Genomic DNA, 25,650 nt, shown 5'->3' with positions numbered 1-25,650 from the left:
CCGCGCCAGCTGACTCGTCGATCGGTGTCGGTCCCCTCGGGAGGCGATACGCGACCGATACGGTGTAGGCGTGCACCTCCTGGCGGTGCACGAGTGCCGTAGCCAGCCAAAGGTGGTAGCCGTGCCGGTGTCTGACCTGCTTCCCGAAGAAGCGATTACGCTCAATCAACCGACGGACGCGTCGCAGCAGCAGATGTCGGAGTCTCAAATCGTCGATCGCTATGTGCGCGGCGAGGTTCGGATCGTCACGGACCAGGCCCGAACACAACTCGCCGAGCTCCCACTCGTCCTCGCAAGCGGCCGATATAAACTGCAACCCGAGTACCAGCGTCGACATCGCTGGAACGTGGCCAAAAAGTCACGGCTGATCGAATCTTTTATCATGAACGTCCCGGTCCCGCCGATCTTCGTCTACGAGTACGAGTACTCAAAGTACGAAGTAATGGACGGCCTTCAGCGACTCACCGCCCTCTGGGATTTCTACCAGGACAAGTTCGACCTCGTCGAACTAGAATTCTGGCCCGAACTAAACGGCCGGCGCTACTCAACGCTCCCGTTACAGTTGCGTCAAGCCATTGATCGGCGCCATATTTCGAGCATTGTGCTGTTATACGAGACGGCGAACGACAGCGCGGTCGCCCAACACCTGAAAGAGTTGGTTTTCGAGCGCATCAACAGTGGCGGGGTCTCCCTAAGTGCGCAGGAATCGAGGAATGCTCTAAGCTCGGGCCCTCTGAATGCGGGGCTTCCGCGACTTGCGCGCACCCCCGAATTCTGCCGCGCATGGGGCATCCCGGAGCCGATCGAGGGAGTGGACGACCTCGACCGCGACGAGGTGCTCAGTGATCCACGGGTCCAGAGCATGGACGATGTTGAAATGGTTCTCCGGTTCTTCGCCCACCGGCAACGAGGACTTGAGGGTGCGCCACGGAGACTGAAGGCATTTTTGGATCAATACTGGTCAGCCGCAAATGAGCAGCTGTCCGCCGGCACCATTGAAGCAATCGGGCGAGTGTTCACGGCGACGATCAGGCTCGTTTTCGCCGTTCTGGATGAGAGGGCTTTCTACATCCGGCGTGAACGCGGGGGCAGCCGCGGCTGGGTTCCCCGCCCTACTCTGTTGGCCTACGACTCTGTTATGTCCGCCTTCAGCCAGCGACTGGACGGCGCCGCGACCCTGATCGATCGCAAGCAAATGGTTCTAGACAGGCTCGAACATCTGTACGACGAGCATGCGGCGGACTTCGACGGGCGAAAGACTGACCCCAAGGACTTTCTGCGGCGCGACGAACTTATCCTGTCACTACTTGACGACGTAATTGCCACGTCCGCCAAATGAGAGAACTGCTTTCGTCCATATCGTCAGATTCCGAGACGCTACGCGGAGACATGAAGCGACTCCAGGGCGACATTTCCGATGGCGGGCCTGACCGTTCGGCTTTGAGCCGCATTCGTAGAACGGCGTATGTCTCAGGAGTTGTGCAGTGCTACGGACTGCTTGAGCAATCGGTCGACCGCATTATCATGCGCACCGCCGAAGCCTACGGGCAAATTCATGCATCCTATGATGATTTACCGGACAGGGTCCGGCTCGAATTCCGGAGACTCGCGCTCCAGGCGGTTATCGACGGCGATCGCGCCCGTTTGCGGGTGCCGATCGATGAGGCGACAGTTCTTGACTCGCTAAGCTCCTCGACGGCGCCCGCGCTTCGCAAGCTGGTGCCGCAAGTATTCACGCGGTCCCAAGCCAATTATCGGCATCCGCTGGTTCACGAAATGCTCCTTCGCCTGGACGTCTCGGTTGATAGTCCGGATACTCCGATCGCAAGTTCGGATCTTGACGTACTTGGAAAATCCTCGATGGAGTCTGCCCTCCTCGACCTCGTGGAGCGACGTAACGAGTTAGCGCATGCCTACGCAGTGCCGGATGACATCCTGGCAGTCGATCAAATTGTTGCGCTGGTCAATGTCGTCGAGGCATACCTCGGCATCGTGGAAGAGGCGGCCAACGCTCGCCTGCTTGCTGAGTGCGAACGTTCGGGGGCTGCCATCGTAGTCGGGACGGTTGCTCAGCGATGGTCCGGGCATATTGGCCTTGACGCGAAGGCAGGGCCGCTCGTGATCGGTGAGCCGCTCGTGTTCCGGCGCAAGGGCGGCCAGTACATCGCTCGCGAGGTAGCGAGCCTGATGCTGAACGATGCTCTGCTCGAGCGAGTCGACGGCGGGCCCGACGGAAGGCAATTGCGGGTTGGGGTCGGCTTCGCAGACTCGTCGCCGCTGCCGGTCGTTGGGTCAGTGGCATTGATGCTGCCCGAGGGCCTGGCGGACCTAGTCCCGGCGCAGGGCGCGTGATCCGCGCGTTGCCGATCGGGAATCGCGAGATGCAGTTTCAGTGTGCCGCCGATGGTGAGCACCGCCTGCGCCTTGGAGTCGTACGGCGGGCCGTGGCATCCGCCGGCAGGAGCACCTGGCACGCCTCGACTGCTCAAGCCTGTGCCGCGTTTGGTGCCGTCGTTGGCGCCTCCGCGAACTGCCGCGTCGTGACTCGCGTCCCATTCGGCGGACGCTCACCTGTGCGACGCGGCTAGCGTCCGCTCCCCCCAACAGCTGGGGCAGCGCTCAGGCGTCGCTCCTGCGGGCGTAGGCGGGAGACGCCCCGAAGTCGACGGAGACGCATGGCTCGTCACCGACCACCCAGGCGTCGTGACCCGGCTCGACGCGCACGATGTCGTTGGGCGCGGCCTCCACCTCGGCGCCGTCGTCCATCACCACCTTCAGCCGCCCAGAGATCACGTAGAAGAAGTGCGGCGACTGGCAGCTGTCCGTGCCCGCGATCGGGCGGACGTTCTCCGACCACCGCCAGCCGGGTTCGAACGTCGCCTTGACCACCGTGTTGCCAGCCAGCTCCACGACCTGCGCCTGGCCATTGCCCGTGAATGGTCGAACGTCGTCAGGCGCGTCGAAGCTCTTCGACTCCACTCCAGCCATCAGAACCCTCCTCGATCGAGTGATCATTCGACGCTACGCCGCTGCCCGTCATCGTGGAGCCCCGCGCCATCCTGGACGGCGCCCGGCTCGATCAGGCGGCGCCTCGGGGCTGGTCGCTGGGCTGCCGTCGACAATTCCCGCGACCAGGGTCGTCGTGCGCGGCAGAGTGGCGCCATGACCAGCCAGCCTGTCGCAGCACCGGTCGCCTACGGGTGGCGTGAGCCCTTCTCGAACGAGGAGGTCAACGCCCTGCACGCCGAGGCGTTCGGCCACCAGCCCGTCGACGACGACTGGAACGACCGGGTCGCGCGCCTGAGCCTGGGCTGGGTCGCCGCCCGCGACGACGCGGGGCTCGTGGGCTTCGTCAACGTCTTGTGGGACGGGCTGGCCCACGCGTTCGTCGTGGACACCTCGGTGGCGTTGCGCGCGCGACGGCAGGGGATTGGCGCCGGGTTGGTCGAGGTGGCGCGCGACCACGCCGCAGCGGCGGGGTGCGAGTGGCTGCATGTCGACTTCGACGAGGAGCTGCGGGAGTTCTACCTCGACGCGTGCGGGTTCGCTCCGACGAGCGCCGGGCTCGTGCGGCTCCGGCCGTGACGCGCGGCGCAGCCCGTTCGCGGGTGACGTCGACGGGCGCCAGCCTGGCGCAGTGAGCCGTGCCGAGCGGATGGTCGACGTCAGCGGGGCGTCGTTGTGCGTCGATGCCTCGGGGCCGCCCGACGCGCCCGTCCTGTTGCTCGCGCACGGCGCCGCGTGCTCGCTCGACGCGTGGCCGGATGAGCTGGTCGACTGGCTCGCGCAGGATCGGCGGGTGATCCGCTTCGACTGGCGGGACACCGGGCGGTCCACCACCTGGCCGTTGGGCCGGCCGGGCTACGGCCTGCCTGATCTCGCCGCGGACCTGTTCGGCGTCCTCGACGCCGAGGGTGTGGCCAGCGCGCACCTCGTCGGGCTGTCGATGGGCGGTGCCGCGGCGCAACTGGCCGCACTCTGGCATCCCGAGCGGGTGCTGACGCTGACGCTCATGAGCTGCACGCCGGGCGCCCCGGGCCGCGAGGCCGGCGACCTCCCGGGGCCAGATCAGGCGGCGTTCTCGTCCGCGCCCCCCGAGCCCGACTGGTCTGATCCAGCTGAGGCCGTCGCGTACCTCGTGGAATCCGAGCGGGCCTATCTGCGCGGTGGCTTCGAGGTCGACGTGCAGCGGGCCGTCGCCGAGCGCGCTGTCGCGCGGTCGACGGACCTGCGGGCGCGCACGAACCACTACGTCGTGGACGGCGGCCCGGGCTGGCGGGATCGGCTCGGCGGGATCGACGTGCCGACCCTCGTCGTCCACGGCGCCGACGACCCGGTGTTCCCCCTCCCGCACGCCCGCGCCCTGGCTGCCGAGATCCCGGGCGCCAGCCTGCTCGTCGTGCCGGATGCCGGCCACGGCGTCCCACCCCGCCGGGCCTGGCCGGTGCTCGTGGACCGGCTCCTGGAGCACACGTCCGGTCGTCGTCCCTGACGCGCCCGCCCGGTCGTCGGCTCGTGGTCGTTGGCACGCGGTGGTCGTTGGCCGGTGGTGGTCGCTGGACGGCGGCAGGAGCCACACCGCCAGGGGCGCCGCGAGGCTAAGGGTTTAGGCACTTGTGCGTCGGGAAAGCGGTCTCCTACGATCGGGAAACCGGTTCCTCGCGGTGCTGCGCCTGATCCGGGCGCTGCTCGCCTCGAGTGCCGGGACGACGGCATCGGCCACATCCGACGGCGCCGCCGGTGACCAGAGGTGCGCGCACCTGCTCTCGAGGGGCGTCCGCGCGACGCGGTCGACGCTGCCCCACCACCACCCGACCGACCCGACGGCCAGCCTCCGAGGCTCAGGCAGCGCGCCAAAGCGCGCCGCATGCGCACGACTACGCCCCCGTTTCAATGACGAATGTGAGGCAACGATGAGACGACCAGTCGCACGACGCGCCCTCGCGGCAGGCGCCGCGACAGCCCTGGCGGCCACGATCGGCCTGACCGCCCTGGCCATGCCCGCCGCCCAGGCGGCGACCGGCAGCGCCACCGGCTTCGCGAGCAGCAACGGCGGGACCACCGGCGGCGCCGGCGGCCAGACCGTGCGCGCCACCACGGGCACCGCGATCCACACGGCTCTGTGCAGCCGGGCCAGCGCCAGCACCCCGATCACCATCGAGGTCGTGGGGACCATCAACCACGGCAACACGTCCAAGGCGTCGGGCTCCTCCTGCAGCACCGCGGACGGTGTGATCGAGCTCAAGGGGATCAGCAACGTCACGATCGTCGGCGTCGGCAGCGGCGCCACCTTCGACCAGGTCGGCATCCACATCCGGGACTCCCGCAACATCATCATCCAGAACGTGACGGTCAAGAACGTCAAGAAGTCGGGCTCGCCCACATCCAACGGCGGCGACGCCATCGGCATGGAGGACGGCGTCCGCAACGTGTGGGTGGACCACGTCACCCTGGAGGCCTCGGGTGGTGAGTCGGAGGGCTTCGACGGCCTGTTCGACATGAAGAACAACACCCAGTACGTGACGCTCTCCTACAGCATCCTGCGCAACTCCGGCCGTGGCGGGCTCATCGGCTCCAGCGAGAGCGACACCACGAACGGCTTCGTCACGTTCCACCACAACCGCTACGAGAACATCGACTCCCGGGCGCCCTTGCTGCGAGGCGGCATCGCCCACATCTTCAATAACCACTACGTGAGCCTCAACGAGTCGGGGATCAACTCGCGGGCGGGCGCCAAGGCGAAGGTGGAGAACAACTACTTCGAGGACTCCAAGGACGTCCTCGGCACCTTCTACACGGACCAGGCCGGCTACTGGCAGGTCGCCGGCAACATCTTCGACAACGTGACGTGGTCGAGCCGCAGCGGCGACAACCAGCCCGCCGGCCCCAACCCGACCTCCAACACGACGGTCAGCGTCCCGTACTCCTACCGCCTGGACGGCGCGAGCTGCGTGCCCGACGTCGTCCGCCAGACGGCGGGAGCCAACACCGGGCTGCGCGTGTCGGATGGCTCGTGCACACCGCAGACGCCGAGCCCGACGACCAACCCGACGACGAGCCCGACCACCAACCCGACGTCGAACCCGACGACGAGCCCGACCTCCAACCCGACGCCGAGCGGGACCAACCTGAGCATCGGCGCCAGCTCTGACGGATCGAGCAAGGCGAGCGGGACGAGCTACGGCAATGCCCACGACGGCTCGACGAGCACCTACTGGTCGCCCTCGGGAACCACCGGGCGGATCTCGATCAAGTGGGGGTCGGCCACCTCGGTGTCCAAGATCAACATCCGTGAGGCGTCCGGCGCCGTCGGCAACATCGGGGCGTGGAAGGTCGTCAACAACGACACCGGCGCGACGCTGGCCACGGGCAACGGCGCCGGGGTGATCTCCTTCACGGCGACTTCGCTGAAGAAGATCAACTTCGAGATCACCAGCGCGTCGGGCACGCCGCGCATCGCGGAGTTCGAGACATACAAGTAGCACTCGCCGCGTCGCCGGACCCGTCTCGCGGTGACGTGAGGGGCTGTCCGCGCGGTGAGGCAGCGACATCGAAGGCCCCGGGGCACAAGGTCCGGGGCCTTCGACGCGCGATCACTCGGAGCGCCGCTCCAGCACCTCCAGGTAGTGCGGGTTCGACATGACGCCCAACACGTTCCCGAACGGGTCCACCACCGCTGCGGTGACGTAGCCCTCTCCCCGGGGCGTCGGCTCCTCGAAGGGTGTGGCCCCCCGTGCCAGCAGGTCTTCGTAGGCCTGCTGCGGGTCGTCGACGTGCCAGTAGGCGATGGCGCCACCCGGGTCGTCGCTGGAGCGGGGCGGCGCGAAGGAGGCGTCGATGATGCCGAGCTCGTGCTGGTAGTCGCCGATGCGGAACTCCATATACCGCGGGGGAGCGGGAGGGTCGGGCATGACGTAGTACGGCTCGACGCCCAGCAGCTGGCTGTACCAGTCGGCGGCTGCCGAGACGTCCTGAGCCCAGAAGCTGATGGTGGTGAGCCCGCGCAGCGGGTTGGTCTCGCTCATCGGCTGCATCCCTCGTGTCGGGTCATGGCTGGCCGGGCGGCCGCTCGGCCAGCCGCCATCGTGACCCGGGCGGGTGAGGGCCGCACGCGGAGGACGTCGACGACAGCGGAGTCCTCGCCGCGCGTCGGGTGGCTACTGCTCGACGCCGATCGGGGTCGTCGTCGCGCAGGCGTCCGCGACCTCGGGGCAGACAGCGCTGCGGTCGCATCCCGGCTGGGTGGGCGCCACGGCGTACTCGAGCGCGGGGGAGCCCTTCGGCGCATCGGCGTCGAGGCAGCCGTAGTCGCCTGCCGACGCGATCTCGACGGTCGCGTTCTCGCCCTCTGACGTCCGCATTATCCCCGGATGGCCGAGGGCGGAGAGGGCCTGCTTCCGGGGTCTGGCGGCGTGCCGCTGCCGCGGGCTCCGATGCCCCCGCCGCGCGGACGGCCCACGCTGGGCGTTCGGCATGGCGACGTCCGGATTGCCGTGGGTGGACGCGTCAGGCGTCGCGCAGCCGGGACGTGCTCTCCCGGACGATGAGCTCGGTGGCCAGGTCGATCCGCTGGTTCGTCGGCGTCTCCCCGCGCGCGAGGCTCAGCACCATGCGGGTCGCGGTGCCGGCCATCTCGCGGAGGGGCTGGCGGATGGTGGTCAGCGGCGGCCCGATCCACTCGGTGAGGGGCAGGTCGTCGTAGCCCACCACTGACAAGTCCTCGGGCACCCGCAGGCCGAGCTCGCGGGCGGCGCGGATGACGCCGAGCGCCTGCAGGTCGGAGCCCGCGAAGATGGCGGTGGGGCGGTCCGGGCGCTTGAGCAGGTCGAGGCCGTGCTGGTATCCGCCTTGGACGAAGAAGTCGCCGTGGCGCACGAGCTCGGGGTCGACGGGCGCCCCCACCTCGTCGAGCGCGGTGCGGTAGCCGTCGATGCGGGCGCGGCTGCAGAGCACGTCGCTGGGCCCGGCGATGACGGCGATGCGGCGGTGGCCGAGGCCGAGCAGGTGCCGGGTCGCGGCGAGGCCGCCGTTCCAGTTCTGCGAGCCGACGGTGGGGATGCCCGCGGGCGGCTCTCCGGCGGTGTCGACCACGACGAAGGGGATGGCGCGGGACTCGAGCTGGCGGCGCTGGGCGGGCTCGAGGTCGGACATGACCAGGATCACCCCGAGCGGGCGTCGGGCGAGCAGGTCGTCGAGCCACTCCTGGCGCGGGCGGTGCGCGCCGCCCAGGTCGGAGAGCACCACACCGACCCGGGCGGGTCCGGCGACCTGCTCGACGCCCTTGATGATCTCGACTGCCCAGGCCGAGTCGAGCTCGTGGAACACGAGGTCGAGCAGCCGGGGCCCGGACGGTGTGCGGCTGCGTCGGCGTTGGTACCGGTGGTGCGCGAGGGCGGCCTCAACCCGGGCTCGGGTCGAGGCGGCGACGTCGGGGCGGCCGTTGAGCACCTTCGACACCGTGGGGACGGAGACCCCCGCCTCGGCGGCGATAGTCGCGATCGTGGGGGTCGGGCTGACGCTCGCGTCGTCGTCCATGCTGCTCATCCGGGCTTCGGTCCCATCTCTGCTGCGCTCCGCAAGTTTCGCTCCGAAACGTAGCACTTCGGGACATCTGGCATGGAGTGTCGGTGTGGGCCGGAGGGGTGATCTGAGGTGCCTCCGCTCGGGTGCGCCCCTCTGGCGCGCCCCGAGAATTTCGACGCCCGACGCCCGCTGGCGGAGGGCCGGCTGATTGCGCGGGCCCGCGTGGGAGGCGACCCTGGACAAGGGTGGCCCGGGCCCTGTGCGCCCGCGTCGCCGGACGCCGTGCGGACCGTCCGCGCCGCGCCGACGCCAGCAGGGAGGCCGGCATGCCTGTCGACGACCGCCGACGCGATGGCCCCCGCGTGCACCCCACCACTGCGGCGCAGTGGCGCGCCTGGCTCGACGGCCACCATGCGGACGAGCCGCCTGGGGTGTGGCTCGTGTCCTGGCGCACCCCCACCGGGCTCCCCGTCGTGGGCTACGAGGCCGCGATCGAGGAGGCGCTCGCCTACGGCTGGATCGACTCCACAGCTGTCCGCCTCGACGACGAGCGCTCCGCGATCTGGTTCACGCGGCGCCGGCCCGGCAGCGGCTGGTCGCGCTCGAACAAGGAGCGCGTCGCCCGCCTGGAGGCTCAGGGCCGGATGGCCGAGGCGGGTGCCGCATGCGTCGCCTCCGCCCAGGCGGACGGCTCGTGGACGCGCCTGGACGGTGTGGAGGACCTCGTCGTCCCCCGCGACCTGGCCGGGGCCCTCGACGCCCGTCAGGGAGCCTGGGAGAGCTGGGAGGACTTCACCCCGTCGGTGCGCCGCTCGATCCTCGCCTGGGTCGCGGATGCGCGCCGAGCCCCGACCCGCAGCGCGCGCGTCGAGGAGACCGCGCGGATGGCCGCCGAGGGTCAGGCCGCCCACCAGCAGCGACGCCGGTGAGCGCCCAGCCGGTAAGTTGGGCCTGTGTACCGCCTCCTCTTCAACCTGGTCTTTCGCCGCATGGACCCCGAGCGGGCGCATGAGCTCGCGTTCCGCTTCATCCGCTTCGTGGCGGCGGTCCCCGTGCTCGGCTCCGCGATCGCCCGCCTGAGCGCGGCCCCGCCCAGTGGGGCGGTGCGCACGCTGGGCCGCACGTTCCCCTCGCCGTTCGGGGTGGCCGCCGGCTTCGACAAGAACGCGCAGGGCGTCGCGGGCCTGCGGATGCTCGGCTTCGGCTTCGTGGAGATCGGCACCGTGACGGCCCACCCGCAGCCCGGCAACGAGCCGCCGCGGCTGTGGCGCGTGCTCGACCAGCGCGCGCTGCGCAACCGGATGGGCTTCAACAACGAGGGGTCGGCAGAGGTCGCACGTCGGCTCCACCGCCTGCGCAGCACCGCCGCCGGGCGGGCCCTGGTCATCGGCGTGAACATCGGCAAGACGAAGGTCACCCCCGCGAGCGACGCCGCGCAGGACTACGCGATCAGCGCCCGCCGGCTCGGCGCGTACGCGGACTACCTGGTGGTCAACGTGTCCTCCCCGAACACCCCCGGGCTGCGGGACCTGCAGTCCGTCGAGTCGCTGCGGCCCATCCTTCAGGCGACGCGCGCCGCCGCCGACGAGGCCACTGCGGCGGTCGGCCGCCCGCGGGTGCCGCTGCTGGTGAAGATCGCCCCCGACCTGTCCGACGAGGATGTCGACGCCGTCGCCGAGCTCGCCATCGAGCTGGGCCTCGACGGGGTGGTCGCCGTGAACACGACCATCGCGCATCAGCTCGGCGAGGGCGGCCTCTCCGGCCCGCCGCTGCTTCCGCGCGGGTTGGACGTGGTGGCCCGCTTGCGCGGGCGGCTCGGCCCGGACGCCGTGATCATCGGCGTGGGCGGCGTCACCACAGCCGCCGACGCCCGCGAGTACCTGGCCGTGGGGGCCACCCTGGTGCAGGGCTACACCGGCTTCATCTACGAGGGCCCGTTCTGGGCCGCCGGCATCAGCAAGGCGCTGGCCGCCGACGCGGCCCGGGCCACCGGCGCCGCACCAGCGCCCGCCACCGCACGTGACGGCGCGGGACGCTGACCCCGTGGTGATGCGACCGCGGTGGGCGTGGGAGCTCGACGACGTGGACGGTCGTGCGCTCGACCGCCCGATCAGCCCGGTCTTCACCACCCAGTTCGACGCCGAGCAGTGGATCGGCGAGCAGTGGCGCACCCTCGCCGAGCAGGGCGTCCACTCCGCGCGCCTGCTGCACGACGGCCACCAGGTCACCCCCACGCTCGTGCTGCGCATCCCGTGACGCAGCCGCCGTCCGGCGCGGCGTGGGGCGACGACGCTCGGCTGCCCCAGCGGTACGCCCGGCTGATGGTCGGCCTGGTCCTGTTCGCGGCGTCGCTTGCGATGCTCGTGCGCTCGGGGCTCGGCAACATGCCGTGGGATGTGCTCGGCCAAGGGGTCGCACTCCGGCTCGGCTGGACGCTGGGCGCCGCCACGTTGATGCTCAGCGTGCTCGTGCTCGCGTGCTGGTTCCCGCTGCGGCAACGGCCCGGAGCCGGCACGGTGGCCAACGTGTTGGTGATCGGCCTCCTGGTGGACCCGTTCCTCCTGCTGCTGGGCCTGCTGCCGGACGACCTCGACTGGCCGGCCGCCATCGGGCTCGTGGTCGGCGGGATCGTGCTCAACGCCGTCGCCAGCGGCCTGTACATCGGCGCGCGCCTCGGCCCCGGGCCGCGCGACGGGCTCATGACCGGCTTGGTGCGGCGCACCGGGCGCCCGGTCAACCTGGTCCGCACCAGCATCGAGGTGCTGGTCGTGGCCGTCGGCTGGGCGCTCGGCGGCACCGTCGGCTTCGCGACCCTCGCCTACGCCCTGGCCATCGGGCCGTTGGTGCATGTGCTGCTGCCACGCCTGACGGTTCCCGAGCGGCGGACGGCCTCCGAGGCCTGAGACGCGAGCAGCCGCCCTCCCGGAGGAGGACGGCTGCTTCTCGCATCTAGCCGGCCGAGTGGCCGGCCGGGCGGCTTAGCGCGAGGCGGGCGAGTTCTTCGCCGTCTCGGCGGGGTCGCGGACGACGGAGTCGCCCAGCGCGTCGTCGATCTGCGTGAGCAGCTCCGGCGGGATGACGACGCCCGACGCCTTGACGTTCTCCGCGACCTGCTCGGGCCGGCTGGCGCCGATCAGCGCCGCGGCGACGTTGTCGTTCTGCAGCACCCAGGCGACGGCGAGCTGCGCCATCGACAGGCCGAGCTCGTCGGCGATCGGCTGCAGCCTCTGCACGCGCGCGAGCAGCTCGTCGTTGCCCAGGAAGCGCGAGATCATCCGCGCGCCGCCCTTCTCGTCCGTGGCCCGCGACCCGGCGGGGGCAGGCGCGCCCGGCTTGTACTTGCCGGTCAGCACGCCCTGCGCCACCGGGGACCAGACGATCTGCGAGAGGCCCAGCTCCTTCGAGGTGGGAACGACCTCCTCCTCGATGACCCGCCACAGCGCCGAGTACTGCGGCTGGTTGGAGATGAGCTGGAAGCCGAGGTCCTGGGCCAGCGCGTGCCCGGCGCGGATCTGGTCCGCCGTCCACTCGCTGACGCCGATGTACAGGGCCTTGCCCTGGCGGACGATGTCGGCGAACGCCTGCATCGTCTCTTCCAGCGGCGTGTCGTGGTCGTAGCGGTGCGCCTGGTACAGGTCGACGTAGTCCGTCTGCAGCCGTTCCAGCGAGCCGTGGATCGACTCCATGATGTGCTTGCGCGAGAGGCCGCTGTCGTTCGCCCCGCCCGGCCCCGTCGGCCAGTAGACCTTCGTGAAGATCTCCAGGGACTGCCGGCGCTGGCCCTTCAGCGCCTCGCCCAGCACCGTCTCGGCCTTGGTGTTCGCGTAGACGTCAGCGGTGTCGAACGAGGTGATGCCGACGTCGAGGGCAGCCTGGACGCATGCCTTCGCGGTGTGGTTCTCGACCTGCGAGCCGTGCGTGAGCCAGTTGCCGTAAGTGATCTCGGTGACCTTGAGGCCCGAGTTGCCCAGGTAGCGGTAGTTGACCATCCCGCCACCTTATCGGCGGCTCAGGAGGGGCGCTGACCGTGCTTGACCTGCGGCTTCGGCAGACGCGATGGGCGGAGCTGGAAGACGCGCAGCACCGCGTACATGGTGGCGCCCTTCGGGATCGCCTCCTCGCCGAACTTGGCCTTGAGGCGCTTCTTGAGCCCGCGCCACATGATGAAGCCGTCCACGATCATGGCGAGCACGAAGACGTAGAGCAGCACGAGGGCGAGGACCGCCGCCTCGGCGCTGACGCTCGCGAGGACCATCTGCAGCACGATCAGGCCCAGCGCCGCCGGCAGGAAGAACTCGCCGAGGCTCCACCGCGCGTCCACGTAGTCACGGATGTAGCGGCGGACCGGGCCGCGGTCCTTGGCCGGCATGTAGCGCTCGTCGCCGGACTGCATCGCGGCGAACTCGCGCTCGCGCTGCACCCGCGCCTTCGCCTTGGCGTTGCGCGCCGCGGCCTTGCGGTCGGCCGGCACCAGGGGTCGCTTGTTCGCGGCCTCAGCCTGCTTCCGCTTGGGCGTGGGCCGCCCCTTGCCGGGCTCCACCGAGGCGGCGGGGCTCACGGGCTCAGGGGTGATGTCGCCGGTCAGGGCCTGGTCGTCCTTGCTGCGTCCGAACACCCCACCAGAGTAGTCGAGAGTACGGTGGGCTCTTGTGACGATCCCACCTGCTCCTTCCCCTGACCGTGTCGCTGTGCTGCGCGAACGCACCTCTGAGGCGTTCGCCGGGCTGCGCTCCGACCTCGAGGCGCTGGTCCGGATCCCCAGCGTGTCGAGCCCCGCGTTCGACCAGGCGCACGTCCAGGCCAGCGCGGAGGCCGTGGCGGAGCTGCTGCGCGGCGCGGGTGTGGACGACGTGCGCATCCTGTCGGTGGACGGCCCCGACGGCGCCCCCGGGCGCCCGGCGGTCGTGGCCCGCAAGCCCGGTCCGCAGGGCGCGCCGACGGTGCTGCTCTACGCGCACCATGACGTGCAGCCCCCCGGCGACGCCGCCGCGTGGCTCACCCCGCCGTTCGAGCCCGTCGAGCGCGATGGCCGCCTCTACGGCCGCGGCGCCTCCGACGACAAGGCCGGGATCATCGCCCACGTCGGAGCCCTGCGCGTGCTCGGCGACGAGCTCGGCGTCGGCGTCACGCTGTTCATCGAGGGCGAGGAGGAGATCGGCTCGCCGACGTTCGCCCAGTTCCTCGCGGCACACCGCGACGAGCTCGAGGCGGACGTGATCGTCGTGGCCGACTCCTCGAACTGGAAGGTCGGCACGCCCGGGCTCACGACGTCGCTGCGCGGCCTGGTCGACCTGGACGTCGAGGTGGCGGTGCTCGAGCACGCCGTGCACTCCGGCATGTTCGGCGGCCCGGTGCTGGACGCCGTGACGCTGCTCGCGCGGCTCATCGCCACGTTGCATGACGAGCACGGCGATGTGGCAGTCGCGGGACTGGTCACCGGCACGCCGCCCGAGGTCGACTACGACGAGGCGGACTTCCGCGCCGACGCGTCGGTGCTGCCGGGCGCCGAGCTGGTCGGCACCGGCTCGATCACCTCGCGGCTGTGGACCAAGCCCGCGCTGTCCGTCATCGGCATCGACGCCACGAGCGTCGCGCACTCCTCGAACACCCTGGCGCCGAGCGCGACGGCGCGGCTGTCGCTGCGCATCCCCCCGGGCCAGGACCCCGCCGCCGCGCAGGCCGCGCTGCGCGCCCACCTGGAGGGCCACGCGCCGTTCGGGGCGCGCGTGACAGTGCGGGACGGCGAGCGGGGCCAGCCGTTCCAGGCTCCGGTGGACTCCGACGCGATGCGGACGGCCCGCTGGGCGTTCGCCGAGGCGTGGGGGACGCCGTCGGTCGACATCGGGCTGGGGGGCTCCATCCCGTTCATCGCCGACCTGCTCGGGGTCTTCCCCGACGCCGCGATCCTGGTGACGGGCGTCGAGGACCCGGACAGCCGCGCGCACGGCGCGAACGAGTCGCAGCACCTGGGCGAGCTCGAGCGCGTGGTCCTCGCCGAGGCGCTGCTACTGGAGCGGCTCGCGAACGGCTGAGCTCGACTCGTCGGCGGAGGGGGCGAGCGCGGGTCCGTCGGGCTCGACCTCGCGGTGCGCGAGGTCGAGCGCCCGCGACCAGGCCAGCACCGGCTCGGGGACCGCAGGGCTCGGACCGTCGAGCCCGAACGCGGCAGCCACGTCGGTCGAGGGCACGGGGCCCCCCGCACGCCGCAGGAAGCGCGCGACGATCCACGCCTCGGCGACCACCTCGGATCCGCCGCCCCGGGCGCGCCGCTCGAAGCGCTGCTCCAGGTACACCACGCGCTCGTCCCAGCCGAGCACGCGCGTGACGATCTCGAACCGCTCCCACAGCACGAGCGAGCGCCGGAACCTCATCGACTCGCCGACCACCACGGGGTACCAGCCCTCCTGGCTCACGGCGCGCTGCGCGCCGCTGCGGACCAGCAGGTCCACCCGCCCGATGTCCAGCAGCGTGAAGAACACGCCGTTGTTCATGTGCCGCAGCAGGTCGAGGTCGTTGGGCATGACGCGCATCGGTGTGCGGTACTCGTCGAAGCCGGAGGGCCGGTCCTGCGGGGGAGTGCGGCGCACCGCCCTCCGCGCCGCGAGCCACACGAGCAGGAGCCGCACCAGGCGGTTCATGCGGCGGCGCCGGCGGGTGCGGACGGCGTGGGCTCCGGCCCGGAGGCGTCGATCATCGGCATGGTCACGTCCTTGTGGGTGCGGTGGCCGGCAGGGCAGTCGTCCGGGCGGGCTCGACGCCTAGACAGTGGGGGCGGGGTCGTACTGGAGGTCGAGGCGCACCAGGCTGGCCTCCTCGGGGGAGTCGAGGCGCGCGACGAGGTGCAGGGCCATGTCGATGCCCGCCGAGACCCCGGCGGAGGTCACCACGTCGCCGTCGTCGACGAACCGGGACTCGGTGTCCCGCAGCACCGTCGGGTCCAGCGCCGCGAGCTCGTCGAACGCCCGCCAGTGGGTCGTCGCGGGGCGGCCGGACAACAGCCCGGCGGCGGCGAGCACCAGGGCGCCGGTGCACACGCTCGCGAGGAGCGGGGTCGTCGCGCGGACCCGCCGCAGCCAGTCGAGATGGGCGCGGTCCCGGGCCAGCGCCCGGGTCCCGGACCCGCCGGGGTACACCAGGACGTGCAGCGGCCCGACGCTGGCGGAGGAATGGTCCGGGACGAGCCGCAGCCCCTTCGCGCACCGTATGCCGCCGCCGTCGGGCGAGAAGGTCACGACCTCGGGCCGGAGCGCGGAGCGGCGCGCCCAGGCCGCCAGCACCTCGTACGGCCCGACGACGTCGAGCTCCTCGCAATCGTCGAACACGAGGATTCCCACCCGCAGCTGTCGTCCGGTCGGCATGACTGTCCTCTCGCGGTGGGGGGCTCGCAGGCAGGTCAGATCCCGGGCAGCGCCAGCATCTGGTCGAGGGCGGCGCGCGCCCAGCGGGCGTCGTCGTCGTCGACGACGATGCGGTTGACGACGCGCCCGGCCACGAGGGACTCCATCGCCCAGACCAGGTGCGGCAGGTCGATGCGGTTCATCGTGGAGCAGAAGCACACCGTCGAGTCGAGGTAGTGCACCTGCTTGTCGGGGTGGGCCTTCGCGAGGCGCCTGACGAGGTTCAACTCGGTGCCGATCGCCCATGCGGAGCCGGGCTCGGCGGCGTCCAGCGCCTTGATGATGTGCTCGGTGGAGCCGACCTGATCGGCGGCGGCGACCACCTCGTGGCGGCACTCGGGGTGCACGATCACGTTGATCCCCGGGACGGCCGCCCGGGCCTCGGCCACGTTCCGCTCGGTGAAGCGCCCGTGCACCGAGCAGTGCCCGCGCCACAGGATCATCCGCGCGTCGCGCAGCTCCTGGGCGGTGAGCCCGCCGCCGGGCTTGCGCGGGTCGTAGACCACGCAGTCGTCCAGGGAGAGGCCGAGCAGGCGCACCGCGGTGTTGCGGCCCAGGTGCTGGTCCGGCATGAAGAGCACCTTGCCCGTGCCGTCCACCCCGCCGACCTTGTCGAAGGCCCACCGCAGCGCGACGTGCGCATTCGACGACGTGCACACCGTCCCGCCGTGGCGGCCCGTGAAGGCCTTGATCGCCGCGGAGGAGTTCATGTACGTGACGGGCACGGTCTGCTCGACGACGCCGGCGTCCGCGAGCACGTCCCACGCGTCCTCGACCTGGTGGATCGCGGCCATGTCGGCCATCGAGCAGCCGGCCGCCAGGTCGGGCAGCACGACCTGCTGCGCGTCGGACGTGAGGATGTCCGCGGACTCGGCCATGAAGTGCACGCCGCAGAAGATGATGAACTCCGCGTCGGGCCGCGCGGCCGCCTCGCGCGCCAGCTTGAACGAGTCGCCCGTGACGTCGGCGAAGTCGATCACCTCGTCGCGCTGGTAGTGGTGGCCCAGCACGAACGCCCGGTCGCCGAGCGCGGCTCGGGCGGCGCGGGCGCGCTCGACGAGGTCGGGGTCGCTGGCCGACGGGAGGTCCCCGGGGCACTCGACGCCCCGCTCGGAGGCCAGGTCGGCGCCACGTCCGAGCAGCAGCAACGCCGACGGCGCGGGCTCGGAGAAGGTGGACGGCGGGGAGTCGATGAGGCTCACGTGCCTGATCTTCCCACAAGGCCGGAGGGCGGGTCCGGGAGCGGGCTCGGGCGGCCCGGCGTGCCATCATCGCCCGATGCGCGTGCTCATCGCCCCGGACGGCTTCGGCGACACCCTGACGGCGGAGCAGGCCGTCGACGCGATCAGCGAGGGCTGGGCGCAGGCCGCCCCGGGCGACACGCTCATCCGCTGCCCGCTCGCCGACGGCGGCCCCGGCTTCCTCGACACGCTCCGCGCCCACCTGGGCGGCGAGCTGCTGTCGGTGACCGTCGGATCCCCGCTGGGCGAGCCCGTCCCCGCCGCCATCCTCGTGGTGGACGGCCCCGGCGGCCGCACCGCCTACGTCGAGTCGGCGCACGCCACGGGCCTGCACCTGGTGCCGCCGGAGCGCCGGGACCCCACCCGCACGTCCTCCGCCGGGGTCGGCGAGCTGCTCCGCGCGGCTGTCGAGGCCGGCGCCCGGCGGGTCGTGGTGGGGCTGGGCGGATCGGCGACGAACGACGCGGGCGCCGGGATGCTCGCGGCGCTCGGCGTCGGGCCCGCCGGCTCGCGGCTGGGCGGCGGCGGAGGCGCGTTGGGCGAGGCCGTCCCCGAGGACCTTGCGGGCCTGGCGGACGTGCGCTCCGCGCTGCGCGAGGTGGAGATCCTGGCCGCCTGCGATGTGGACGTGCCCCTGCTGGGCCTGCACGGCGCGAGCGCGGGATTCGCCGCGCAGAAGGGCGCCACCGACCTGCAGGCGCAGGAGCTCGAGCGCGCGCTGGGGCACTTCGCGCACCTGGCAGTCGGGGAGCTGGGCGACGCGCTGCGGCCCGACCTGCTCGCACGGCCTGGGACGCCTGCCGCACGGCCTGGGACGCAGGCAGCGCGGCTCACCGCGGCTCCCGGCGCCGGCGCGGCGGGCGGGCTCGGCTTCGGCCTGTCGCTGCTCGGCGCGCGCCTGGTCCCCGGATCGGCGCTTGTCGCCGACGTGGTGGGCCTCGCGCAGCAGATCGCCGACGTCGACGTGGTGGTGACCGGAGAGGGCCGGTTCGACTGGCAGTCGCTGCACGGCAAGGTGGTCGCCGCCGTCGCCGAGCGCGCCCTGGCGGTAGCCGTCCCCGCCATCGTGATCGCCGGCCAGGTGGACGCCACCCGCCGGGAGTGGGGCGCCGCGGGCATCGCCGGCGCCTACGCCGTGGCGCAGAGCCCCGCCCAGGTCGCCGAGTCGCTCGCGGACCCTGCGGGCATGCTCCGTCGCCGGGCCGCGCGGGTGGCGCAGACCTGGTCGCGGTGACGCCGTGGCGACGAAGGTCCTAGGGCGTGCGGCGTAGGGTGGGAACAACTTGCCGCAGGGCGCTGTTGACGACACGACGGAAGTGCCTGACCACTCGACCCTTTCATCGAGGCCTGGAGAGACCATGAGCGAGACCACCGAGACCGCGACGCACGGCGTCAACCTCACCGACGTCGCAGCGGACAAGGTCCGCAGCCTGCTCGAGCAGGAGGGCCGTGACGACCTGCGCCTGCGCGTGGCCGTGCAGCCCGGCGGCTGCTCGGGCCTGATCTACCAGCTCTACTTCGACGAGCGGGTGCTCGACGGGGACGCGCTGCGCGACTACGACGGCGTCGAGGTCGTCGTCGACCGGATGAGCGTCCCGTACCTGGACGGCGCGACGATCGACTTCGCCGACACGATCGAGAAGCAGGGCTTCACGATCGACAACCCGAACGCCGGCAGCTCCTGCGCCTGCGGCGGCTCGTTCGGCTGAGCCCACCGCCCTCGCCGACGAGACTGTCGACGCGGGGGCCTTGCACGAACCACGAAGAGCCCGGCGCCCTCACGGCGCCGGGCTCTCCGTGCGCCCGGGACGTTGGGCAAGGTCGGGCCGCCACGGCGCTGTGTCGGTCAGCTCTGCGTCGGTCAGGGCGTCGGCGCGGCGCCGAGGCGCACCGAGATGGCGGTGACCCCGTCGTCGGCGTCCTCGACGGCGAGGATCGTGTGCCCGCGCATCCGCGCCCAGGCGGGCACGTCGTGGCGGGCCGCCGGATCCGTGGCCAGCACGGTGACAGTGGCGCCGTCGGGCAGGTCGCGGGCGACCCGGGCCAGCCGGATGACCGGCAGCGGGCAGCGCAGTCCGCGCGCGTCCACCGTGACCGGCTCGCTCACAGCCCCTGCACCCCGAGCATCTCCCTGACCCGCGCCACCGCGTCGGGGAGCACATCGCAGAACCGCTCCACCTCGTCCGCGCGCACATCGCGGGGGAGCGCCAGGCGCACGTTCCCGTGGGTCAGCACGCCCATCGCGGCCAGCACGTGGCTCGGCTCGAGGGCGCTCGACGCGCAGGCCGAGCCGGAGCCGACGGCGAAGCCCAGCCGGTCGAGCTCGCCGACCAGCGCCTCGCCGTCCACGTACAGGCACGAGAAAGTCACGACGTGCGGGAGCCGGTCCTCGGCGTCTCCCACCACCTCGACGTCCGGCGTCTGCGCGGCGACTCGATCCCGGATGAGCCGCACCAGCTCGCGGCGGCGCGCGTCGGCCTCCGCTCGGGTGCGCAGCGCGTCCTGCAGCGCCACCGCGGCGGCGAGGGCAGCGGGGACGAAGACGCCCCCGGGGGACCAGCGGTCCTCGTCCTCGGGCCAGTCGGGCGCCCGGCGCACGCCCGCGCGGGTGACGAGCCCCCCGAGGCCGCCCGGCGCGCCCCAGTCGCCGGGATCTGCCGCGAGCACGTCCCACGCGTCGCCGACGGGCAGGTGGCCGAGGCTGGCGCCGGCGTCCACGAGCAACGGGACCCCGGCCCGGCGGGCGAGCTCATGCGCGGCGGCGGTCGGCTGCGTGGAGCCGACCTCGCCGTTCGCGGGCTGCCGCGCCGCGGGCGCGGCCCCGGGCGCCGTGACCGCCGCGGCCCACGCGTCGAGGTCGACCCGGCCGAGCCGGTCCACCGGCACGTCCACGCGACGGCCCGGGGCGCCCCACGGCTGGGCGGCGGCGAACGTCGCGGCCTCGAGCACAGCCCCCCGCTCCACCGCCGAGACGACGACGTCGCGGCCCGCCCGCCGCCGACCGCGCGCCACCCCGCGCACCGCCGCGTGCAGCGCCAGGGTGGGCGACCCGAACAGGTCCACCTCCTCGGTCCGCGCGCCGACGGCTCCGGCGATGGCCTCCCGGGCGCCCTCGAGCAGCAGGCGCGCTCGGCGGCCCTCCGAATGCAGCCGCCGGGGATCCGCCCAGAAGAAGGGAGTAGAGGTGGTGTGGTGGGGAAAGGAGACGAAGGAAGAGGTGAGAAGGCCGAGTAGCGGGGGGGAGGAGAGGGGTATAAGAGACAGTTTAATTTTCAAGCAAGAATCGGCATGAGAAATTGGTGCCTGTCTCGTGGGCTCGGAGATGTGTATAAGAGGGCGGGGGGAGCGCGCGGTGGGGGGTCACGTGGGCACGGTAGCGCGGTCTGCCCGTTCGGCATGCGCCGCACAGCCCTCGTCAGGCGGTGACGACGGGCCTCCACGGGTGCTGACAGGTTGTCGTCTTCAGCGCGCCGTGGTCACGCTGAACGCGATTGTTGCCGCTAGGCTGCACAAGTCGAGGACGAAGGTCCCAGGTGGAGGCCGCCCGAAGAGGTGGTGGCCCAGGCCGGGACGTGAGTGAGAGGTCCCCAGTGCGCTCGCAGAACCCCAGCCGGAACCGGCGCCCCGCTGTGAAGTGGGGAGCCCTGGTGACCGTCGCCGTCCTAGCCCTCGCGGGGTGCTCCGCGGAGGCCCAGCGGGGCTTCCTGCCCGGCTACACCGACGGGCAGGTGACGAACCAGACCGGGCGGATCACCAACCTGTGGGTCGGCTCGTGGATCGCCGCGCTGGCCGTCGGGGTGATCACCTGGGGCCTGATCCTGTGGTGCGTCACCGTGTACCGGAAGCGCAAGGACGACGAGCGGCTGCCTGTGCAGCTGCGCTACCACGTCCCGCTCGAGGTCATGTACGTGATCATGCCGATCATCATGGTCGGCGTCCTCTACTACTTCACCGCGCGCGACCAGTCGGAGATCCAGTCCAACGAGGCGGAGTCCGATCTCACCGTGCAGGTGGTCGGCAAGCAGTGGAGCTGGGACTTCAACTACCTCACCGACGACGTCTACGACACCGGGCAGCACGCCCAGGAGATCGGCCTGGACGGCGTCCTCACCGAGCAGCCGACGCTGTGGCTGCCCGTCGACGAGCGCGTGCAGTTCGTCCTCAACTCCCGCGACGTCATCCACTCCTTCTGGGTGCCCGCGTTCCTCTACAAGCAGGACATGTTCCCCGGGCGGACCAACCTGTTCCAGATCGTGCCGACCCGCGTCGGCGAGTACGTCGGCAAGTGCGCCGAGCTGTGCGGCGAGGAGCACTCCTCGATGCTCTTCAACGTCAAGGTCGTGGAGCGCGACGAGTACGACGCGCACATGGCCGAGCTGCGTGAGGCCGGCCAGACGGGCGCTCTCGGGCTCGAGTACAGCCGCCTGCAGGACCTGAACGGTGTGGCGAACACCGCCCGCGCCACGGAAGAGGTTGACAACTGATGGCCACCGCAACCGAGGCGATCCCCGGCCTGGCCCCGAACCGCCAGACACTCGGGCGGACCGTGGTCAAGTGGATCACCTCCACCGATCACAAGACGATCGGGTACCTGTACCTGATCACGTCGTTCCTCTTCTTCTGCTTCGGCGGCGTGCTCGCGCTGCTGATCCGGGCCGAGCTCTTCGAGCCGGGCATCCAGATCGTGCAGTCGAAGGAGCAGTACAACCAGCTCTTCACGATGCACGGCACGATCATGCTGCTGCTGTTCGCGACGCCGCTGTTCGCGGGCTTCGCGAACGTCATCATGCCGCTGCAGATCGGCGCGCCCGACGTCGCGTTCCCGCGGCTGAACATGTTCGCGTACTGGCTGTACCTGTTCGGCGGCGTCATCGCGTGCGCCGGCTTCGTGACCCCGCAGGGGGCCGCGTCCTTCGGCTGGTTCGCCTACGCGCCGCTGTCCAACGCCGTCTACTCGCCAGGGCTCGGTGGAGACCTGTGGGTGTTCGGGCTCGCGCTGACCGGCTTCGGCACCATCCTGGGCGCCGTCAACTTCATCACCACGATCGTCACGATGCGCGCGCCCGGCATGACGATGTTCCGGATGCCGGTGTTCACCTGGGGCACGCTCATCACCGCGCTGATGATCCTCATGGCGTTCCCGCCCCTGGCCTCGGCACTGTTCGCGCTCGGCGCTGACCGCCGGCTCGGCGCGCAGGTCTTCAACCCGGACAATGGGGGAGCGCTGCTCTGGCAGCACCTGTTCTGGTTCTTCGGGCATCCCGAGGTCTACATCATCGCCCTGCCGTTCTTCGGCATCGCGTCGGAGATCATCCCGGTCTTCAGCCGCAAGCCGCTGTTCGGCTACAAGGGCCTGGTCTACGCGATCATCGCGATCGCCGCGCTGTCGATGACGGTGTGGGCGCACCACATGTACGTCACCGGCGCGGTCCTGCTGCCGTTCTTCGCGCTCATGACCATGTTGATCGCGGTGCCGACAGGGGTGAAGTTCTTCAACTGGATCGGCACGATGTGGCGGGGGAAGATCACCTTCGAGACGCCGATGCTGTGGACCCTCGGGTTCATGGTGACGTTCCTCTTCGGCGGCCTGACCGGCATCATCCTGTCCAGCCCGGCGCTCGACTTCCACCTGTCCGACTCGTACTTCGTGGTGGCGCACTTCCACTATGTGGTCTTCGGCACCGTGGTGTTCATGATGTTCGCCGGCCTGTACTTCTGGTGGCCGAAGTTCACCGGGCGCATGCTCAACGAGCGCCTCGGCAAGATCCACTTCTGGACGCTGTTCATCGGCTTCCACGCGACGTTCCTGGTGCAGCACTGGCTCGGGGTGGCGGGCATGCCGCGCCGGTATGCCGACTACTCCCCGCAGGACGGGTTCACTTGGATGAACCAGCTCTCCACGGTGGGCTCGGTGCTGCTCGCCGCGTCGACGCTGCCGTTCCTGTGGAACGTGTACATCACCTGGCGCCGGGCGCCCAAGGTCACCGTGGACGACCCGTGGGGCTACGGGGCCTCGCTCGAGTGGGCCACCAGCTGCCCGCCGCCGCGCCACAACTTCACGTCGTTGCCGCGCATCCGGTCCGAGCGCCCCGCGTTCGACCTGCACCACCCCGAGATCGCCGCCCTCGACCGCGCGCAGCCGGACACGGGGATTCTCGACCAGCTCCTGGGCGACGCCGACCGGCGCGGGGAGAACGAGCTCGTCGACGAGCGCCTGGCGCGCGGGGCGAGCGAGCCTGAGCAGTCCGCGACCCAGGTGAAGGACCAGGGCGACGAGCCGGAGGACCAGCGATGAAGATCGAGTACAAGCTCTTCCTCTACGGGGTGGCGTTCTTCCTTCCCGTCGGTCTGATCTACGGGCTGTGGAGCGGCTGGGAGCCCATCGGATCGCTCGGCATCCCGCTGGTGGCGGCCCTCGTCGGGATGATCGGCGGCTACTTCCTGCTGCTGTCGCGCCGCATTGACCCCCGCCCCGAGGACGACCCCGAGGCCGAGATCGAGCAGGGCGCCGGTGACCAGGGCGTGTTCAGCCCCTGGAGCTGGTGGCCGCTGGTCATCGCCGGCGCCGCCGCGCTGGTCTTCCTGGGCATGGCCGCCGGTTGGTGGATCGCCTACATCGGCGCCGCGTTCGCCGTCATCGGACTGGTGGGCTGGGTGTTCGAGTTCTCCCGCGGCCAGCACGCCCACTGACCTGCCGATCTCAGCAACGACTACGCAAGACCCACGAGCCCCCACGCGCCTAGCGTGGGGGCTCGTGGTGGATCAGAGCGAGGGTGTGGACGTGGGACTCGACAGGCGGGCAGGTCGGCGGGGAGGTGTCGCCGCCCTCGCGGGAGCGCTCGTGCTCCCACTGCTCGGCGGCTGCGCCTGGTTCGGCGGGGACGAGGACACCGGCGACATGGTCGAGGTGTTCGACCTGGCGGTGGGCGACTGCCTGCGCACACCCGCCGAGGTCACCGCCGAGCTGACCGAGGTCGAGCGGGTGTCCTGCGAGCGCGAGCACACCCTCGAGGTGTTCGCGGTGGCCGGCTACGAGCCGGCCGATGCCGACTTCCCCGGCGACGCGCAACTGGCCGCCTACGCGGACGGCGCCTGCGTCGCGGAGTTCGAGGGGTACATCGGCGTCGACTATCGCGACTCCGACCTGTTCTTCACCTACCTGCTGCCCTCCGCGCGCGGGTGGTCCCAGGGCGAGGACCGCGACATCACCTGCCTGGTGACCACCACGGGCGCCCAGCTGACCGCGTCCGTGCGCGGCACGCAGGCCTGACGCGCCGTGGGCAGGCCCCAGGTGGCGTCGACAGCGATGCTCATGTGCTCGTTCGGCGTGGCCCCCGCGACGATGCAGGTGCTGCCCGTCAAGCGCGTCATGGTCGAGGGGAAGCCGGCGGCGACGATCATCGACGCGACGCCCTTCGTCAACATCCCGCCGTTCGCGATGTGCATGAGCCTGGCCAACCCCGCCGTGGCCGCGGCCACCAGCGCGGCGCTGGGCGTGCTCACCCCCATGCCCTGCACGCCCGTGACCACCCCCTGGGCCGGGGGCTCGCCGACGGTGCTGATCGGCGGCTCGCCTGCGCTCGTGGCCGGGACCACCTGCGCCTGCGCGTTCGGCGGGGGCATCCAGATCGTGATGCCGGGATCGGTCCGCACCACGACCTGAGGGCCGCCGGCAGCGCCCCGGGCAAGTTGCGTAGCGATTACCGAAGAGCGGCGGCGGACCCGCCGCATAGCCTCGGCAAGCCCGTGCGCCCCCGTGTGCCCGCAGCCACCGCGGGCAGGAGCGCCCACCTGGTCATGGCTCGATGGAGGAGAAGTCTGTTGCTGATCCCCACGGTCGAGGACGGCTTGGAGGCGTTCTGGCGCGCCACGCTGCCGCTGCCGCGCGAGGTGGGCGACGTGTCCTTCGAGACGCCGGCGTCGAGCTGGTCGTCGCAGGTGAACCGCATCACCGTCAACGCGTTCCTCTACGGGATCAGCCGGAGCGCGCAACCGCCGCGACCCGCCGCCGCCCGGGCCACCGGATCTGGTGCGCAGCAGCGGGCCCCACTGCCGATGGTGCAGCTCGACTACTTGGTGAGCGCCTGGGCGAGCGTGGTCCGTGATGAGCACCAGTTGCTCGGCGACGTGATGTCGCGGGTGCTCGCCCACCAGGTGCTGCCGCCGCAGTACCTGCCAGCCCCGTTGGCCTCGGGGGTGCAGCTCGCCGTCGTGCAGGACCAGGGCAACCGGCCGCGTGACCTGTGGGGCTCGCTCGGCGGGCAGCTGCGGGCGAGCTTCCTGCTGATGGTCACCGTCGCGGGCGACGCCTTCGACTGGGAGGCGGCGCCTCCGGCCGTCACGTCGGTGGCCGGCTCCGCGGTCGCCACCCCGCGGGGCGGGGCCGCCGCGCCCGCCGCGCCCGCCGCTGCCGCGCGCATGGGCTCCGGCATCCGCCGGGAGGGCTCCGGCCTGGTGCGGGACGCCGACGGCACCGGGACCACGTGACC

29 protein-coding genes are annotated in these 25,650 nt (G+C 71.3%); 18 read left to right on the top strand and 11 right to left on the bottom strand.

The genetic code is table 11. From position 1 onward, the window contains the following. Positions 1–70 precede the first annotated feature (70 nt). Both BN3788_RS18055 and BN3788_RS18050 read left to right on the top strand, forming a co-directional pair. Positions 71–1,339, top strand: a complete 1,269-nt coding sequence (locus BN3788_RS18055) for a DUF262 domain-containing protein (RefSeq protein WP_147525170.1) — start codon at positions 71–73, stop codon at positions 1,337–1,339. 50 nt (positions 1,340–1,389) lie between these two features. Continuing rightward, on the top strand, positions 1,390–2,352 hold the full coding sequence (locus BN3788_RS18050; protein WP_147525169.1) for a HEPN domain-containing protein: 963 nt from the start codon (positions 1,390–1,392) through the stop codon (positions 2,350–2,352). A gap of 267 nt (positions 2,353–2,619) precedes the next feature. On the opposite strand, the gene BN3788_RS18045 is transcribed toward BN3788_RS18050, so the two are convergent. After that, positions 2,620–2,988 (bottom strand): cupin domain-containing protein, encoded by a 369-nt coding sequence (locus BN3788_RS18045; RefSeq protein ID WP_066589198.1) that lies wholly within the window; start codon positions 2,986–2,988, stop codon positions 2,620–2,622. A 174-nt stretch (positions 2,989–3,162) separates the two neighbouring features. Between BN3788_RS18045 and BN3788_RS18040 the strand changes: the two genes are divergently transcribed. The 3 genes from BN3788_RS18040 to BN3788_RS18030 all read left to right on the top strand — a co-directional run bounded on the left by BN3788_RS18040 (position 3,163) and on the right by BN3788_RS18030 (position 6,482). Further along, the gene (locus tag BN3788_RS18040) at positions 3,163–3,585 is read left to right on the top strand and encodes a GNAT family N-acetyltransferase (RefSeq protein WP_066589196.1); all 423 of its coding nucleotides are present in this window, start codon (positions 3,163–3,165) and stop codon (positions 3,583–3,585) included. Positions 3,586–3,637: 52 nt separating this feature from the next. Further along, positions 3,638–4,492 (top strand): alpha/beta fold hydrolase, encoded by an 855-nt coding sequence (locus BN3788_RS18035; RefSeq protein ID WP_108723886.1) that lies wholly within the window; start codon positions 3,638–3,640, stop codon positions 4,490–4,492. 421 nt (positions 4,493–4,913) lie between these two features. Further along, a complete protein-coding gene (locus tag BN3788_RS18030) occupies positions 4,914–6,482 on the top strand; it encodes a pectate lyase family protein (RefSeq protein WP_066589186.1) in 1,569 nt (522 codons plus the stop codon). Between the two features lie 111 nt (positions 6,483–6,593). On the opposite strand, the gene BN3788_RS18025 is transcribed toward BN3788_RS18030, so the two are convergent. From BN3788_RS18025 to BN3788_RS18015, 3 genes are all read right to left on the bottom strand, one after another. Continuing rightward, positions 6,594–7,025, bottom strand: a complete 432-nt coding sequence (locus BN3788_RS18025; RefSeq protein WP_066589735.1) for a VOC family protein — start codon at positions 7,023–7,025, stop codon at positions 6,594–6,596. 132 nt (positions 7,026–7,157) lie between these two features. Next, the gene (locus tag BN3788_RS18020) at positions 7,158–7,361 is read right to left on the bottom strand and encodes a hypothetical protein (protein ID WP_066589184.1); all 204 of its coding nucleotides are present in this window, start codon (positions 7,359–7,361) and stop codon (positions 7,158–7,160) included. Positions 7,362–7,506: 145 nt separating this feature from the next. Further along, positions 7,507–8,544: a LacI family DNA-binding transcriptional regulator gene (locus tag BN3788_RS18015; RefSeq protein WP_066589182.1), complete on the bottom strand. Its 1,038-nt coding sequence runs from the start codon at positions 8,542–8,544 to the stop codon at positions 7,507–7,509. Positions 8,545–8,849: 305 nt separating this feature from the next. On the opposite strand from BN3788_RS18015, the gene BN3788_RS18010 reads away from it, so the two are divergent. From BN3788_RS18010 to yczE, 4 genes are read left to right on the top strand one after another with little or no spacing between them, the layout of a single operon-like run. After that, a complete protein-coding gene (locus BN3788_RS18010) occupies positions 8,850–9,452 on the top strand; it encodes a YdeI/OmpD-associated family protein (RefSeq protein WP_066589732.1) in 603 nt (200 codons plus the stop codon). A 24-nt stretch (positions 9,453–9,476) separates the two neighbouring features. Continuing rightward, positions 9,477–10,562 (top strand): quinone-dependent dihydroorotate dehydrogenase, encoded by a 1,086-nt coding sequence (locus tag BN3788_RS18005; protein ID WP_066589180.1) that lies wholly within the window; start codon positions 9,477–9,479, stop codon positions 10,560–10,562. A 10-nt stretch (positions 10,563–10,572) separates the two neighbouring features. After that, positions 10,573–10,779: a hypothetical protein gene (locus BN3788_RS18000; protein WP_066589728.1), complete on the top strand. Its 207-nt coding sequence runs from the start codon at positions 10,573–10,575 to the stop codon at positions 10,777–10,779. Further along, the gene (gene yczE, locus BN3788_RS17995; RefSeq protein ID WP_066589177.1) at positions 10,776–11,426 is read left to right on the top strand and encodes a membrane protein YczE; all 651 of its coding nucleotides are present in this window, start codon (positions 10,776–10,778) and stop codon (positions 11,424–11,426) included. Before BN3788_RS18000 ends, yczE begins: the two co-directional genes overlap by 4 nt. Positions 11,427–11,501: 75 nt before the next feature. Here the strand turns inward: yczE and BN3788_RS17990 are convergent, their stop codons facing one another. Both BN3788_RS17990 and BN3788_RS17985 read right to left on the bottom strand, forming a co-directional pair. Then, entirely contained in the window at positions 11,502–12,512 is a 1,011-nt protein-coding gene (locus BN3788_RS17990) for an aldo/keto reductase family protein (RefSeq protein ID WP_066589176.1), read from the bottom strand. Positions 12,513–12,532: 20 nt separating this feature from the next. Then, entirely contained in the window at positions 12,533–13,138 is a 606-nt protein-coding gene (locus tag BN3788_RS17985) for a DUF3043 domain-containing protein (protein ID WP_066589173.1), read from the bottom strand. Positions 13,139–13,211: 73 nt separating this feature from the next. Here BN3788_RS17985 and BN3788_RS17980 point away from each other — a divergent pair, with 73 nt between their 5' ends. Next, positions 13,212–14,555 (top strand): dipeptidase, encoded by a 1,344-nt coding sequence (locus tag BN3788_RS17980; protein ID WP_234346715.1) that lies wholly within the window; start codon positions 13,212–13,214, stop codon positions 14,553–14,555. On the opposite strand, the gene BN3788_RS17975 is transcribed toward BN3788_RS17980, so the two are convergent. The 3 genes from BN3788_RS17975 to nadA form a co-directional block, all read right to left on the bottom strand. After that, complete coding sequence (locus tag BN3788_RS17975) at positions 14,529–15,161, bottom strand: acyl-CoA thioesterase (protein WP_082813042.1); 633 nt, start codon at positions 15,159–15,161, stop codon at positions 14,529–14,531. The genes BN3788_RS17980 and BN3788_RS17975 overlap by 27 nt on opposite strands. Before the next feature lie 120 nt (positions 15,162–15,281). Beyond that, positions 15,282–15,881 carry a DJ-1/PfpI family protein gene (locus tag BN3788_RS17970; protein ID WP_066589168.1) on the bottom strand — a complete coding sequence of 200 codons (600 nt, stop codon included), beginning with the start codon at positions 15,879–15,881 and terminating at the stop codon, positions 15,282–15,284. 35 nt (positions 15,882–15,916) lie between these two features. Further along, entirely contained in the window at positions 15,917–17,122 is a 1,206-nt protein-coding gene (gene nadA, locus BN3788_RS17965; RefSeq protein ID WP_066589164.1) for a quinolinate synthase NadA, read from the bottom strand. 76 nt (positions 17,123–17,198) lie between these two features. On the opposite strand from nadA, the gene BN3788_RS17960 reads away from it, so the two are divergent. Together BN3788_RS17960 and erpA are read left to right on the top strand one after the other, a co-directional pair. After that, positions 17,199–18,395: a glycerate kinase family protein gene (locus BN3788_RS17960; protein ID WP_066589162.1), complete on the top strand. Its 1,197-nt coding sequence runs from the start codon at positions 17,199–17,201 to the stop codon at positions 18,393–18,395. Positions 18,396–18,519: 124 nt separating this feature from the next. Continuing rightward, a complete protein-coding gene (gene erpA, locus BN3788_RS17955; RefSeq protein WP_066589160.1) occupies positions 18,520–18,870 on the top strand; it encodes an iron-sulfur cluster insertion protein ErpA in 351 nt (116 codons plus the stop codon). 152 nt (positions 18,871–19,022) lie between these two features. Here erpA and BN3788_RS17950 read toward each other — a convergent pair whose 3' ends face one another. After that, a complete protein-coding gene (locus BN3788_RS17950) occupies positions 19,023–19,268 on the bottom strand; it encodes a sulfurtransferase TusA family protein (protein WP_066589157.1) in 246 nt (81 codons plus the stop codon). After that, positions 19,265–20,437 (bottom strand): cysteine desulfurase family protein, encoded by a 1,173-nt coding sequence (locus BN3788_RS17945; protein WP_082813041.1) that lies wholly within the window; start codon positions 20,435–20,437, stop codon positions 19,265–19,267. Before BN3788_RS17945 ends, BN3788_RS17950 begins: the two co-directional genes overlap by 4 nt. A gap of 314 nt (positions 20,438–20,751) precedes the next feature. Here BN3788_RS17945 and ctaC point away from each other — a divergent pair, with 314 nt between their 5' ends. The 6 genes from ctaC to BN3788_RS17915 all read left to right on the top strand — a co-directional run bounded on the left by ctaC (position 20,752) and on the right by BN3788_RS17915 (position 25,648). Further along, the gene (gene ctaC, locus BN3788_RS17940; protein ID WP_066589154.1) at positions 20,752–21,645 is read left to right on the top strand and encodes an aa3-type cytochrome oxidase subunit II; all 894 of its coding nucleotides are present in this window, start codon (positions 20,752–20,754) and stop codon (positions 21,643–21,645) included. After that, positions 21,645–23,456 carry an aa3-type cytochrome oxidase subunit I gene (gene ctaD / locus BN3788_RS17935; protein ID WP_066589148.1) on the top strand — a complete coding sequence of 604 codons (1,812 nt, stop codon included), beginning with the start codon at positions 21,645–21,647 and terminating at the stop codon, positions 23,454–23,456. The genes ctaC and ctaD overlap by 1 nt, the downstream gene beginning before the upstream one ends. Then, on the top strand, positions 23,453–23,851 hold the full coding sequence (locus tag BN3788_RS17930) for a cytochrome c oxidase subunit 4 (protein ID WP_066589145.1): 399 nt from the start codon (positions 23,453–23,455) through the stop codon (positions 23,849–23,851). Before ctaD ends, BN3788_RS17930 begins: the two co-directional genes overlap by 4 nt. A gap of 91 nt (positions 23,852–23,942) precedes the next feature. Continuing rightward, on the top strand, positions 23,943–24,431 hold the full coding sequence (locus tag BN3788_RS17925; RefSeq protein WP_147525168.1) for a septum formation family protein: 489 nt from the start codon (positions 23,943–23,945) through the stop codon (positions 24,429–24,431). Positions 24,432–24,452: 21 nt separating this feature from the next. Beyond that, the gene (locus tag BN3788_RS17920) at positions 24,453–24,824 is read left to right on the top strand and encodes a DUF4280 domain-containing protein (protein WP_234346713.1); all 372 of its coding nucleotides are present in this window, start codon (positions 24,453–24,455) and stop codon (positions 24,822–24,824) included. 158 nt (positions 24,825–24,982) lie between these two features. Then, positions 24,983–25,648, top strand: a complete 666-nt coding sequence (locus tag BN3788_RS17915; protein ID WP_066589135.1) for a DUF4255 domain-containing protein — start codon at positions 24,983–24,985, stop codon at positions 25,646–25,648. Positions 25,649–25,650: the final 2 nt, after the last annotated feature.

This window comes from Cellulomonas timonensis, assembly GCF_900046455.1.
Taxonomy (GTDB): Bacteria; Actinomycetota; Actinomycetes; order Actinomycetales; family Cellulomonadaceae; genus Cellulomonas_A; species Cellulomonas_A timonensis.
Note: the sequence above shows the minus strand (reverse complement) of the source record. Positions and strands in the feature narration are given on the sequence as shown.